13 protein-coding genes are annotated in these 11,999 nt (G+C 71.4%); 4 read left to right on the top strand and 9 right to left on the bottom strand.

All coding sequences use genetic code 11. From position 1 onward, the window contains the following. The first annotated feature begins 84 nt into the window (after positions 1-84). Together IE246_RS24445 and radC are read left to right on the top strand one after the other, a co-directional pair. Complete coding sequence (locus IE246_RS24445) at positions 85-522, top strand: c-type cytochrome (RefSeq protein ID WP_189994669.1); 438 nt, start codon at positions 85-87, stop codon at positions 520-522. Positions 523-631: 109 nt separating this feature from the next. Beyond that, positions 632-1,321 carry a RadC family protein gene (gene radC, locus IE246_RS24440; RefSeq protein ID WP_189994667.1) on the top strand — a complete coding sequence of 230 codons (690 nt, stop codon included), beginning with the start codon at positions 632-634 and terminating at the stop codon, positions 1,319-1,321. A gap of 2 nt (positions 1,322-1,323) precedes the next feature. On the opposite strand, the gene IE246_RS24435 is transcribed toward radC, so the two are convergent. The 9 genes from IE246_RS24435 to IE246_RS24395 all read right to left on the bottom strand — a co-directional run bounded on the left by IE246_RS24435 (position 1,324) and on the right by IE246_RS24395 (position 9,917). Further along, positions 1,324-2,607, bottom strand: coding sequence for an MFS transporter (locus IE246_RS24435; protein ID WP_229837477.1), 1,284 nt, complete (start codon positions 2,605-2,607; stop codon positions 1,324-1,326). Positions 2,608-2,760: 153 nt separating this feature from the next. Further along, entirely contained in the window at positions 2,761-3,030 is a 270-nt protein-coding gene (locus tag IE246_RS24430; protein WP_189994665.1) for a hypothetical protein, read from the bottom strand. Between the two features lie 110 nt (positions 3,031-3,140). Next, positions 3,141-3,392, bottom strand: a complete 252-nt coding sequence (locus IE246_RS24425) for a hypothetical protein (RefSeq protein ID WP_189994663.1) — start codon at positions 3,390-3,392, stop codon at positions 3,141-3,143. A gap of 133 nt (positions 3,393-3,525) precedes the next feature. Next, positions 3,526-3,780 (bottom strand): hypothetical protein, encoded by a 255-nt coding sequence (locus IE246_RS24420; RefSeq protein WP_189994661.1) that lies wholly within the window; start codon positions 3,778-3,780, stop codon positions 3,526-3,528. After that, entirely contained in the window at positions 3,777-5,129 is a 1,353-nt protein-coding gene (locus IE246_RS24415; protein WP_189994659.1) for an aspartate aminotransferase family protein, read from the bottom strand. Before IE246_RS24415 ends, IE246_RS24420 begins: the two co-directional genes overlap by 4 nt. Continuing rightward, positions 5,126-5,833, bottom strand: coding sequence for a class II aldolase/adducin family protein (locus IE246_RS24410; protein ID WP_189994657.1), 708 nt, complete (start codon positions 5,831-5,833; stop codon positions 5,126-5,128). Before IE246_RS24410 ends, IE246_RS24415 begins: the two co-directional genes overlap by 4 nt. Before the next feature lie 83 nt (positions 5,834-5,916). Next, a complete protein-coding gene (locus tag IE246_RS24405; RefSeq protein ID WP_189994655.1) occupies positions 5,917-6,936 on the bottom strand; it encodes a metal-dependent hydrolase in 1,020 nt (339 codons plus the stop codon). A 63-nt stretch (positions 6,937-6,999) separates the two neighbouring features. Further along, positions 7,000-8,103 carry an S-methyl-5-thioribose-1-phosphate isomerase gene (gene mtnA, locus IE246_RS24400; RefSeq protein WP_189994653.1) on the bottom strand — a complete coding sequence of 368 codons (1,104 nt, stop codon included), beginning with the start codon at positions 8,101-8,103 and terminating at the stop codon, positions 7,000-7,002. Between the two features lie 71 nt (positions 8,104-8,174). After that, the gene (locus tag IE246_RS24395; protein WP_189994651.1) at positions 8,175-9,917 is read right to left on the bottom strand and encodes an adenylate/guanylate cyclase domain-containing protein; all 1,743 of its coding nucleotides are present in this window, start codon (positions 9,915-9,917) and stop codon (positions 8,175-8,177) included. Between the two features lie 157 nt (positions 9,918-10,074). On the opposite strand from IE246_RS24395, the gene IE246_RS24390 reads away from it, so the two are divergent. Further along, on the top strand, positions 10,075-10,692 hold the full coding sequence (locus IE246_RS24390) for a P-loop NTPase family protein (protein ID WP_189994649.1): 618 nt from the start codon (positions 10,075-10,077) through the stop codon (positions 10,690-10,692). Further along, entirely contained in the window at positions 10,689-11,987 is a 1,299-nt protein-coding gene (gene purB, locus IE246_RS24385) for an adenylosuccinate lyase (protein ID WP_189994647.1), read from the top strand. Before IE246_RS24390 ends, purB begins: the two co-directional genes overlap by 4 nt. Positions 11,988-11,999: the final 12 nt, after the last annotated feature.

The following is an 11,999-nucleotide window of genomic DNA, read 5'->3' as shown; positions in this document are numbered from 1 at the left end:
CTGACCGGTCCCGGCCCGCCCATCATGCTTAACGTCGCGAGGGGTGGGCGCGACGACCCGCCCCGACAACGGGCAGGAGGATACATGCGACATCTGGTTCGTGCGGCCGCCATCGGCGCGGTACTTCTGGCGACCGCCGGCGGGGCTATGGCCGCCGGCGAGATCGCCGCTCGCCAGGAAGCCATGAAGGGGGCCGGCGGCGCCATGAAGGCGATCAAGGCGGCCGTCGAGGGCAACAAGGCAGCCGACGCGGTCGAGCCGGCGATGAAGATCGCCGCGACCATGAAGAAGGCTCCGTCGCTGTTCCCGAAGGGCTCGGACGCCGGCGAGACCGACGCCAAGCCGGAGATCTGGCAGGACTGGGCGAAATTCGAGCAGGCCGCCGCCGACGCGGCAGCGGCAGCCGAGAAGCTGGCGATGGTCGCGAAGGGCGGCGACGCCGCCGCCACCGGCGAGGCCATGAAGGCGCTCGGCGGCACCTGCGGGGCCTGCCACAAGCCGTTCCGCAAGCCGAAGACCTGATGCCGACCGGGGGACGCGCAGGCCGCGACAGGCGGCGCGTCTCCCTCCCCCCTGAAATCCGTCCCTCCGTCTGCCTTAGCCGTCGGGCAACCGGCGGAAGGCATCGTGCATGGCGGCGGAGGACGACCACGACGACCGGCTCGGACACCGGGCCCGGCTGCGCCGGCGGTTCCTGGAAGCCGGCGCCGAGGCGCTGGCCGACTACGAGCTGCTTGAGCTGCTGCTGTTCCAGGCCAGGCCGCGCGGCGACGTCAAGCCGCTGTCCAAGCGGCTGGTCGCGCGCTTCGGCTCGTTCGCCGAGGCGGTCAGCGCGCCGGCCGACGCGCTCGCCCGGGTCGACGGCATGGGCGAGGCCTCGGTCGCCGCGCTGAAGACCGCGCACGCCGCGGCGACCCGCCTGCTCGGCCAGGCGATCCGCGACCGCCCGGTGCTGTCGAGCTGGAGCCAGCTGCTGGACTACTGCCGGGTGGCGATGGCGAGCCTGCCGGTCGAGGAGGTGCGGGTGCTGTACCTGGACCGCAAGAACCGGCTGATCCGCGACGAGCGCCAGGGCCGCGGCACCGTCGACCACACGCCGCTGTACCCGCGCGAGGTGGTCAAGCGGGCCCTCGAGCTCGGCGCCTCGGCGCTGATCGTGGTGCACAACCACCCGTCCGGCGACCCGTCGCCGTCGCAGGCCGACATCGCCATGACCCGCCAGCTATCCGAAGCGGCCGCCGCCCTCGGCCTGGTGCTGCACGACCACCTGATCGTGGCCCGCGGCGGCCACACCAGCTTCCGGTCGGCGGGACTGTTGTAGGGCTACTCCTCGAACGGCCGCGCCCCGGTCTCGCGCACGAACAGGGTGATCAGCACGCCCCAGGCGCAGGTGACCGGCAGGATCAGGAACGCGCCCTGGTAGGCCGCCAGGCTGTAGATCCGCGCGCCGGCGACCAGGCTTCCCTCCCAGCCGAGGTCGAGCAGCCAGCCGACCAGGGGCTGCAGCACCGCGCCGGACCCGACCACGAAGCCGTTGACGATGCCGAGCGTGACCCCGGCCGACCACGCCGGCGTGTTCTCGCGCGCCACCGCGAAGCACAGCACCATCGACGACGACCCGAAGCCCTGGATACACAGGATCGCGGCCAGCGACACCGTGTCCAGGCCCGGCAGGTAGACCGCGCCGGCGATCCCGGCGGTCGCCAGCACGCCGCCGATCGCCATGAACGGCCGGCGCCGGCTCCAGCGGTCGGACAGGACGCCCCACAGCGGGGCGCCGACGCCCCAGCCGACGAACAGGATCGAGACCAGCGCGGCCGCCTCGGCCTTCGGCAGGTCGTAGGCCTGCTCGACATAGGGCACGCCCCACAGGCCGCCGAACGCCAGCATGCTGCCGGTCATCGCCATGCCGAAGCCGGCGGCCAGCCAGACCTGGCCGGTCGCCGCCGCCCGCTTCAACCCGGACAGCAGGCGCAGGCCGCCGGCCGAGGCGGCCGGAGCCGACCGCGGCCGGTCGCGCAGCACCAGGCCGGTCGCCACCGCCAGCGCCAGCCCGAACGCCGCCAGCCCGGCGACCGCCAGCCGCCAGCCGACGCTCTCGACCAGATAGCCGAGCGGGGCCTGCCCGAGGATGCCGCCGGCGACGCCCAGCATCTGGGCCCAGCCGCTCAGCGTGGCGAACCGGTTGGGCGGGAACCACAGGGCCGCGTAGTTGAGCGCGCCGACGAAGCTGAACGCGCAGCCGAAACCGATCATCAGCCGACCGACCGAGGCCAGCCACAGCCCGTCGGCCATCACGAACACCAGCGACCCGGCCCCGGCCAGGGCCGCCGCGATGGTGACCAGCCGGCGCGGACCGAACCTGTCCATCAGCACGCCGACCGGAATCTGCGATCCGGCATAGGCGTAGTAGTAGTACGCCGACAGATTGCCGAGCAGGGCGCCGCCGACCGCGAAGTCGCGCATCAGATCGTCGACCATCACCGACGGCGCGACCCGCTGCACGAAGGCGTACAGGAAGAACAGGGCGCACAGCAGCCAGCCGAAGCCGAGCAGGGCGGCGCGCGGCACCGCCGGAGCGGATGGTGTGTCGATTGCCTGGATCACGGGACGGTTGCGACGCTGAAGGGAGCGCGAAGCTAGGCGCGCCCGGCGACCCCGGTCAAGGTGCTGCGGCCGCGCCGAGGATGGGGCCAAGCCCCATCCGGTGGCGATGCGTCCGGCGGCGATGCGTCCGGCGGGGATGCGTCCGGCGGCCGGTCAGGCGACGATATCGACGATCGAGCCACGCGGCGCGTTCGGGTTCAGCCGGCGGATTTCCTCGGCCGCCTGCTCCAGGTTGAACTGGCGGCGCTCGGCATCGTCGAGCGGTTCGGCGACCACGGCCTCGCCGCTGCCCCGCGAAGCGTTCCGGCTCCGGAAACCGAAGGCCTCCTGCAGCCCCTGCGCCAGCCGCGAAGGAGCGACCGGCCCGCCCTGCCCTTGCGGGGCCGGGACCAGGGGGGAGGATCCTGTCGGGCCGATCGCCATTCTGACGCTCCTCGCTCTCGGGCGGGCGTCCTGGCGGAGACACCCGTCGAGAAACTAGAACATATTTAGATCGTATTTTAAATAAAATTCGTCAGATCCGCGAGCGGTCGTCACGCGAGGATGTCGATCACCTTCGCCACCGCCCGGGCCGTCGCCTGCTGCCCGACCGACCGGATGTACTCCGCCCGTTCCGACGGGCTCATCTTCGCCACCTCGGAACCCGATGCCACCGGCACCAGCGGCTGGTTCACCGGCTGCGCCCTCAACCCGCCGCCCGAACCGGAGCCGGCCAGATGGACCTTGTCGGGACCGGCGACCTTCGAATGCGGGATCGGCGCCGGAACGCCGGAAATGCCTTCCATGACAGGCTCCCAAGAACCGAACGCCTACTATCGCACACAAAGGCCGTTTCGGCGAGCCGCTTTAAATTTCGAAAGCCCATTCACGGCATCGGTTAACGATGCCGAATCGAACCCTGCGACTGGCGCGACGCGTTCAGCGCTGCCGGTCGTCCTCGGGCGGCAGGAGCCGGTCGCGGAACCGCCGGGCGAAACCGATCGGATCGTCGGTCAGCCGACCCTCCGCCGAGGTCTCGCGCGCGCTCTCCAGCACGTGGCGGCCGGCATTCTCCACCCTCGGCGCCACCTTGCCGTAGACCTCGCCAGCGACCCTGGCGGCGGTGCGTCGCACCTCCGGGTTCTGGGCGGCCCGGCGGCCGGCCTCGAAGATCAGACGGCGCAGCAGGCTCATCCCCCAGCCTTTCCGATCGACCTTCCGGCCTCCTCGATCACCGGTCGGCGGGCATCGAGGAATTCCTCGAAGGCTGCCACGAACCGGTCGAACTCGGCCGCCCCCATCGGCAGCGACAGCACCGCCATGCCGCGGCGGGCGGTGTAGACCCCGCCGGCGATCAGGTCGAGATGCATCAGGTCGATGAGTTTGCGCGGCCGCCTGCCGGCCTCCGGCGGCGACATCGGCACCGTCGTGCCCGGGTGCACCGCCATCATCGATCCGCGTCCGGCTACCACCAGCGGCAGGCCGCGCCGGGCGATCGCGTCGTTCAGCCGGCCGCGCAGGCTGTCGCCGGCGGCGTTCAGCATCACCGCCCGCTCCGGCGTGTACTTGTGGGTCAGCCCGGCCAGCCCGGCCGACATGGTGAAGACGTTGTTGTTGAAGGTCCCGGCATGCGGCCAGCCGTCCGGCCGGCGCGGGTCGAACCGGTCGAGGATCTCGGCCCGGCCGCCGAACGCGCCGAAGCTGAGGCCGCCGCCGAGATACTTGCCGAGCGTCAGCAGGTCCGGGGTGATGCCGAGCAGGCCGTGCAGCCCTTCCGGCGACAGCCGCGAGGTCATGACCTCGTCGAAGATCAGCAGCGCGCCGGTCTCCCGGGTCGCGTCCCGCAGGCTCTGCAGGAACTCGACGCTGCCGGGCAGGCAGCCGCCGGAGCCGCACATCGGCTCGACCAGGACACAGGCCAGCCGGTCGCCCTGCTCGCGGATCAGCGCGGCCGAGCCCTCGGCGTCGTTGTAGTCGCCCATCACGTAGTCGAACGGCGCATTCAGCGGCGAGCCGCCGAAGTACAGCACGCCGCCGTGGTAGCCGCCCTTGAACACCATCACCCGGTCGCGGCCGGTGAAGGCGCGCGCCGCGGCGATCGCCATCAGGTTGGCCTCGGTGCCGGAGTTGGTGAAGCGGACCCGTTCCAGGGCCGGGAACCGGTCGACGATGGTCTGCGCCAGCCGGGCCTCCAGCAGGTTCGGCCCGCCCAGCACCCAGCCGTCGTCGGCCGCCTGCTTGATGGCCTCTCGGATCACCGGCTCGGAATGGCCGTACAGCCCGGCGGTGTACTCGCCGAGGAAGTCGACCAGCTGGTGACCGTCGGCATCCCACAGGTAGCAGCCCTCGCCGCGGGCGAAGCGCAGCGGGAACGGGTGGTAGTGCAGCACCGTCCGGGTGTTGCCGCCGGGCATGGCCTTCTCGGCCTGCTCCTGGATCGCCTTGCTCTTGGGGTTGGCCGCGACGAACCGCTCGGCCGCCTCGGTATAGGCGGCGTCCAGCGAGGTGTTGACCAGTGTCGCGTTCGCCTGGGTCGTGCTCATGCCGCCTTGCCCTTTCGCTTCCTCGGCTTTGCGGCGCCCTTCTCGACGGCGCCGTAGCCCATGGTGCCGAACTTGACGCCGACCCGCTCGATCTCGTCGTCCGGCAGGATCACCGGTTTGCCTACCTGCAGGGCGCGCCAGTACATGCCGGCCAGGGTCTCAACCTCGAGCGCCAGGGCCAGCGCCTTCTTCAGGCTCGGGCCGATGGCGATCATGCCGTGGTTGGCCAGCAGGCAGGCCCGCCGCCCCTCGAGCGCCTCCAGCGCGGTGTCCGACAGCTCCTGGGTCCCGAAGGTGGCGTAGCCCGAGCAGCGGATGGTCGGACCGCCGGCCTGGGCGATCATGTAGTGGAACGCGGGGATCTCCATGCGCAGGCAGGCCAGCGTGGTGGCGAACATGCCGTGGGTGTGGACGATCGCACCGCAGTCCGGCCGGTGCCGCATGATGTCCAGGTGGAAACGCCACTCGCTGGACGGGCGGCGGTTGTCGCTGTGGCTGCCGTCGAGTTCCATGCGCACGATGTCCTCGGGCCGGATCTCCTCGTAGGGGATCGCCGAGGGGGTGATGAAGAACCCGGCGTTCGGCTCGTCCGACACCCGCACGCTGGCGTTGCCCGAGGTGCCCTGGTTGATGCCGAGCGCGTTCATCTTCAGGCAGGTGTCGATCACCTCCTGGCGCAGGGCGCGTTCCTTGTCCGGCATCATGGGCGGGGCGTCCTTCGTCGGTGCTGCGTTCCGCGATCCTGGAACAAGACGGCGACCAGGTGAAGGGGGGGCGTTGCGGACCTTCATTGCGGTCCTGCGAGCCCGTCCGCGGCGATCATGCTCCAGAGCCGGCCGAGGCTGTCCCGGGCCTGCTCGCGGTGCGTCCGATAGCGTACATGCGCATCCGGTGCGGCCCCCGGCGACAGTTCGATCGACCAGAGGCCGCGGACGCTGGTCGGCAGGAAGGAGTAACGGACATCGATGATCCGGTCGGGGTGATCGGGATCGCGCGCCACGAAACCGTCGCTGAACCGCCGGAACCGCTCGAGGTCGCGGGCCTGCTGTGTATCCGGGTCGAGCCACGGAAGGTCGCGGGCGCGGTCGAGCCGGGCGATCGAGGTGCCGGGGAACACGCGCCGCAGGACGCCCGGCCGGACCCCGTCGACGTGGAACCGCTCCGGCGTCTCGTAGACGGTCTTCCAGAGCAGGATGTTGCCGAAGGTCGGCTTGACCTCGATCCGGCTCGGCTGGTGGCCCCGGGCGGCCGCGATCTCGGCCGCCATCGCCCGCGCCGCCTGATGCTGCACGGCGCCGAGCGTCAGGTACAGGCCGGCCCAGACCAGCGCCAGCCGGGCCAACATCGGTCGCCGGCGCAGGCCGGCCAGCACGACCAGGACCGCGACCGGCAGCGTGAACAGCGGGTCGACCACCGAGACGATGCTCAGCGCATAGCGCTCGTCGCTGAACGGCCAGAACAGCATCGTGCCGTAGGAGGTCCCGGCATCCAGGACGGCGTGGGTCGCGTAGCCGAGCGTGCAGAACAGCAGGGTCCGCGCGAACGGCAGCCTCCAGCGCCGTCCCAGCAGGCCGTGCAGCGCCAGCGCGCACAACAGCCCGCCGACCGGAATGAAGACCAGGGAGTGGGTGAAGTGACGGTGGTAGTCGAGGAACAGCAGCGGGTCGGTCCCGGAGCGGATCAGAACGTCGAGATCGGCCGCCATGCCCGAGAGAAAGCCGAGGCAGCCGGCCAGCCCGACTTCGACCTTCCGACGCGTCGCCTGCGGCAGCGCCGCGCCGAGCACCCCTTGAGTCAGCGGATCCATGTTCGGAGCGTCTCCCGGGATCGGGTCAGCGAGGACGAGCGCCTTCCGGGAACGGGCGCCGGCTCAGTCCTCCCCCGCCGCCCGCCGCTCCGGGAACAGCCCCAGCAGCCCCTCGGGGGTCGCCGGTGCGGTGCCGCGCTCGGTGATCAGGCCGGTGACCAGCCGCGCCGGGGTGACGTCGAAGGCCGGGTTTGCGGCCTTGCTGCCCTCGGGCGTGATGGTCACCGCGCCGATGCTGCCGTCGTCGAGCCGGCCGGGGATCCGGGTGACCTCGTCGGCCGAGCGCTCCTCGATCGGGATCGCGAAGCCGTCGGCAAGGGTCCAGTCGATGGTCGGGCTCGGCAGCGCCACGTAGAACGGCACGCCGTTGTCGTGGGCCGCCAGCGCCTTCAGGTAGGTGCCGATCTTGTTGGCGACGTCGCCGTTGGCGCTGGTCCGGTCGGTGCCGGTGATGCACAGGTCGACCTGCCCGTGTTGCATCAGGTGGCCGCCGGCGTTGTCGACGATCACCGTGTGGTCGACCCCGTGGTTGCCGAGTTCCCAGGCGGTCAGGAAGGCGCCCTGGTTGCGCGGCCGGGTCTCGTCGACCCAGACGTGGATCGGGATGCCGGCGTCGTGCGCCTGGTAGATCGGCGAGGTGGCGGTGCCCCAGTCGACGGTGGCCAGCCAGCCGGCGTTGCAGTGGGTCAGGACGTTGACGGTCTGCCCGGGCTTCTTCGCGGCGATCGCCCTGATGATCTCCAGCCCGTGCCGGCCGATCGAGTGGTTCAACTCGGCGTCCTCGTCGCAGACGTGGCGGGCGAAAGCGGCCGCCGCCTCGACCCGCTCGCCGGCCGGCAGCGGCGCCAGCTTCGCCCGGCCGGCGTCGAGCGCCCAGCGTAGGTTGACCGCGGTCGGCCGGGTCTGCATCAGCGCCTCGTAGGCCGACGTCAGCCCGGCGTCGCTCGCATCCTCGCGCATCGCCAGCCACAGCCCCCAGGCGGCGGTCGCCCCGATCAGCGGCGCGCCGCGCACCAGCATCGCCCTGATGGCGTGCGCCGCGTCGGCCATCGAGGTCAGCCGCGCGACGACGAACTCGTGCGGCAACTTGGTCTGGTCGATGATCTCGACCGCCGAGCCGTCGGCCGCCTGCCAGACCGGGCGGTAGTGGATTCCGTTGACCTTCATGACGCACTCCCTGGATCTCCCGACCGCAAGGTGGCGTGTCGGGCTCGCGCGCACAACCGTTCCGTCGGCAGCTAAGGCAATCCGGCCGCGGCGAGCGATTTCCGGTCGGTCTCCAGGCGCTCGAGGTCCGCGCAGTTCTGGGTCAGGCTCCAGCGCTCGATGGTGAAGTCCGGCCGCGCCGACAGCAGGTCGCGGGCGCATTGCGCCGCCCGTTCAGGATCGCCGGCGTCGGCATGGGTCAGCACCAGGTCGACGAGCCCGAAGCCGGGCGAGCAGCGATTGTAGTCCGACAGCACCGCGATCGCGTCGTCCAGCCGCCCGGCATAGCGGAAGGCGTGCCCCAGCACGCCGCGATACCAGCCGGGATCCAGCGGATTCAGCCGGATCGCCGCTTGCGCCTGCGCGATCGCCTCGTCGGCCCGCTCGGCGAAGGTCAGCGCGAGCGCGTAGAGCGCCCGGAGGTCGGCGTGGTCCGGCGCCAGCTCGACCGCCCGGGCATAGGCCGCGGTCGACTCCGCGAGCCGCCGGTAGCCCATGTGCCAGTACCCGAGCGCGGCATAGGCGTCGGCGTTGCCGGGATCGCGCGCCAGCGCCTCGTCGGCGTGCCGCTTCGCCAGGTCGAGCGACCCGTCGCGGTCGGCGGTCCAGTAGAACCGGCCCTCGATGGCGTGCACGCAGGCCAGCATGGCGTGGATCTGCGCCGAGTCCGGATCGTGCGCCAGGGCCTGCTCGAAGCTCGCCCGGGCCTGGCGGTAGGTATCGGCGCTGACCGTGCGGAACAGGCTGAGGCCGCGGATGAAGTGCATCCACGCCGTCACGTTGTCGGTCGTCGTGTAGCGCAGCCTGGCCTGCTCGCCCTCGGTCAGCTTCACCTGCAGGGCGGTCGCGATGGTCAGGGTCAGCTCGTCCTGCATGGCGAAGATGTCGGCGATCTGCCGGTCGTAGCGCCCGGTCCAGACCTGCACCTCGGCGCGGGCGTCGGTCAGCTGTGCGGTGATCCGCAGCCGGTCGCCGGCCTGCCGCACGCTGCCGGTCAGCACGAAGTCGGCCTTCAGCTCGGCGCCGACCTGCTTCGCGGTGACGGTCCGGTTCCGGTACGCGAAGGCGGTGTTGCGCGCGACCACCGACAGGGTGCCGATCTGCGACAGCGTGGTGATCAGGTCCTCGGTGATGCCGCCGGCGACGGGGTCCTGCTCGGAGTCCCGGCTCAGACTGTCGAACGGCAGGATCGCCAGGACCGGGACATGGTCCGGCGACGGCTCGGTCGTCCGTCCCCCACCGGCGCCACCCGTGTCCGGGGCGTCGACCGCCACCCGGTACACCTCCACCGGCTGGGCGATGTTCTTCAGGCGCTGCGGGCCGAGCGGCTGGAAGCCGACCGGGACCTTGTTGCGGAGCTGCTCGCGCACGGCCTGCGAGACCACGACGCCGCCCGGCGGCGCCAGCGGCTCGAGCCGTGCGGCGATGTTGACCCCGTCGCCGTAGACGTCGTCGTCCTCGACGATGACGTCGCCGATGTTGAGCGCCATGCGGAAGACGGTCCACTCGCCCGGGGCACGGTCGACGTTGCGCAGGCCGATCGTCCGCTGCATGTCGACGGCGCAGTTCAGGGCCGCGATGGCGCTCGGGAACTCGGCCAGGAAGCCGTCGCCGGTGGTCTTGAAGACCCGTCCCCCATGCGCCGAGATTTCCGGCTCCGTCACTTCGAGCCGGGTCGCCCTCAGCCGCGCCAGCGTGCCGAGTTCGTCGGCCTCCATCTGGCTGCTGAAGCCGACCATGTCGGCCGCCAGGATGGCAGCGAGCCTGCGTTCCATATCGTCGACTATAGGCCCGCCACCGGCGATTGACCCGTCATTTCCGCCCCCCGACCGCCGGAGACACCTCGCGACCGATGCGACGTTCCGTTGCCTTCCCTCGCCCGGCCGGGGCGCTAGGATGGCGCCGGTTCCCCGCACACGGAGGCATCCGACCATGGCCACCTGCCGCGTCCACATCCTGGGCGCCTCGGGCTCCGGAACCACCACGCTCGGCCGGACCCTGGCGTTGGCGCTGGCGGTCCCGCACCACGATTCCGACGACTATTTCTGGGAGCCGACCGACCCGCCCTACAGCCGGCCGCGGCCGGCCGAGGAGCGTCTCCGGCTGATGGAGGCGCTGTTCGTGCCACGGCCGGCCTGGGTGCTGAGCGGCTCGCTGTGCGGCTGGGGCGACCCGCTGATCCCGTCCCTCGACCTGGTGGTGTTCCTGCAGACCGCCACCCGCGACCGCATCGAGCGCCTGCGCCGCCGCGAGGCGGTCCGCTACGGCGCCGAGGCGACCGCCCCGGGCGGCCCGAACCACGAACGCACCGCGGCCTTCCTGGAATGGGCCGCCGGCTACGACGACGGCGACCTCGCCGGCCGCAGCCTGCGCCGCCACGAGGCCTGGCTGGCCACCCTGCCCTGCCCGGTCCTGCGGCTCGACGGCGGCCGCCCGAGGGCGGAGCTGGCCGCGGCGGTCATGGCTCGGTTGCGCCCGGACCGGGTGACAGCCCCCGACCCCGGTGCTAGAAGCCCGCTACCGATCGACGACGGAGTGCCGCCCGCATGATTCCGCGCTATTCCCGCGAGAAGATGGCCGCCATCTGGGCGCCCGAGAGCAAGTTCCGGATCTGGTTCGAGATCGAGGCGCATGCCTGCGACGCCCAGGCCGAGCTCGGCGTGATCCCGAAGGAGGCCGCCAAGGCGGTGTGGGAGCGCGGCGCCTTCGAGGTCGAGCGGATCGACGCCATCGAGGCCGAGGTCAAGCACGACGTCATCGCGTTCCTGACCAACCTGGCCGAGCATGTCGGGCCGGAGGCGCGCTTCGTCCACCAGGGCATGACCTCGTCGGACGTGCTCGACACCTGCCTCGCCGTGCAGCTGGTGCGCGCCGCCGACATCCTGATCGAGGACGTCGACCAGTTGCTGGCCGCCATCGAGCGCCGCGCCTTCGAGTACAAGGACACCCCGACCGTCGGCCGCAGCCACGGCATCCACGCCGAGCCGGTGACCTTCGGCCTCAAGCTCGCCGGCTACCACGCCGAGTTCCAGCGCGCCCGCGAGCGCCTGCTGATCGCCCGCAAGGAGATCGCCACCTGCGCGATCTCCGGCGCCGTCGGCACCTTCGCCAACATCGACCCGCGGGTCGAGGAGCACGTCGCCAAGGCGCTCGGCCTGGAGCCGGAGCCGGTGTCGACCCAGGTGATCCCGCGCGACCGCCACGCCATGTTCTTCGCGGTGCTGGGCGTGGTCGCCTCGTCGGTCGAGCGGCTGGCCACCGAGATCCGCCACCTGCAGCGCACCGAGGTGCGCGAGGCCGAGGAATTCTTCAGCGAGAAGCAGAAGGGCTCGTCGGCGATGCCGCACAAGCGCAACCCGGTGCTGACCGAGAACCTGACCGGGCTCGCCCGGCTGGTCCGGATGACCGTGGTGCCGGCCATGGAGAACGTGGCGCTGTGGCACGAGCGCGACATCAGCCACTCCTCGGTCGAGCGCATGATCGGCCCGGACGCGACCGTCACCCTGGACTTCGCGCTGGCCCGCCTGACCGGCGTGGTCGAGAAGCTGATTGTCTACCCCGAGAACATGCAGGCGAATCTCGACAAGCTGGGCGGGCTGATCCACAGCCAGCGGGTCATGCTGGCTCTAACCCAGAAGGGGGTTAGCCGCGAGGACGCCTATCGCCTGGTGCAGCGCAACGCCATGCCGGTTTGGTTGGAGGGCAAGGACTTCCGGGCGCTTCTTGGAGCGGACAAGGAAGTTACCGCGGCGCTGTCGCCGGCCGAGCTCGACGCCCTGTTCGACCTCGGCTACCACACCAAACATGTCGACACGGTGTTCCGGCGGGTGTTCGGCCGGGCCTGACGCCCGGCCCCG

This window comes from Thalassobaculum fulvum, from assembly GCF_014652915.1.
Lineage (GTDB): Bacteria > Pseudomonadota > Alphaproteobacteria > Thalassobaculales > Thalassobaculaceae > Thalassobaculum_A > Thalassobaculum_A fulvum.
The sequence above is the reverse complement of the archived record's forward strand: the minus strand, read 5'-3'. Positions and strand labels throughout refer to the sequence as shown.

Coding starts and splice junctions, on each gene's coding strand:
- IE246_RS24425 (WP_189994663.1), bottom strand. CDS start 3,392: ATGGAAGGCATTTCCGGCGTTCCGGCGCCGATCCCGCATTCGAAGGTC.
- radC (WP_189994667.1), top strand. CDS start 632: ATGGCGGCGGAGGACGACCACGACGACCGGCTCGGACACCGGGCCCGG.
- mtnA (WP_189994653.1), bottom strand. CDS start 8,103: ATGAAGGTCAACGGAATCCACTACCGCCCGGTCTGGCAGGCGGCCGAC.
- IE246_RS24405 (WP_189994655.1), bottom strand. CDS start 6,936: ATGGATCCGCTGACTCAAGGGGTGCTCGGCGCGGCGCTGCCGCAGGCG.
- IE246_RS24410 (WP_189994657.1), bottom strand. CDS start 5,833: ATGATGCCGGACAAGGAACGCGCCCTGCGCCAGGAGGTGATCGACACC.
- purB (WP_189994647.1), top strand. CDS start 10,689: ATGATTCCGCGCTATTCCCGCGAGAAGATGGCCGCCATCTGGGCGCCC.
- IE246_RS24430 (WP_189994665.1), bottom strand. CDS start 3,030: ATGGCGATCGGCCCGACAGGATCCTCCCCCCTGGTCCCGGCCCCGCAA.
- IE246_RS24395 (WP_189994651.1), bottom strand. CDS start 9,917: ATGGAACGCAGGCTCGCTGCCATCCTGGCGGCCGACATGGTCGGCTTC.
- IE246_RS24420 (WP_189994661.1), bottom strand. CDS start 3,780: ATGAGCCTGCTGCGCCGTCTGATCTTCGAGGCCGGCCGCCGGGCCGCC.
- IE246_RS24445 (WP_189994669.1), top strand. CDS start 85: ATGCGACATCTGGTTCGTGCGGCCGCCATCGGCGCGGTACTTCTGGCG.
- IE246_RS24415 (WP_189994659.1), bottom strand. CDS start 5,129: ATGAGCACGACCCAGGCGAACGCGACACTGGTCAACACCTCGCTGGAC.
- IE246_RS24390 (WP_189994649.1), top strand. CDS start 10,075: ATGGCCACCTGCCGCGTCCACATCCTGGGCGCCTCGGGCTCCGGAACC.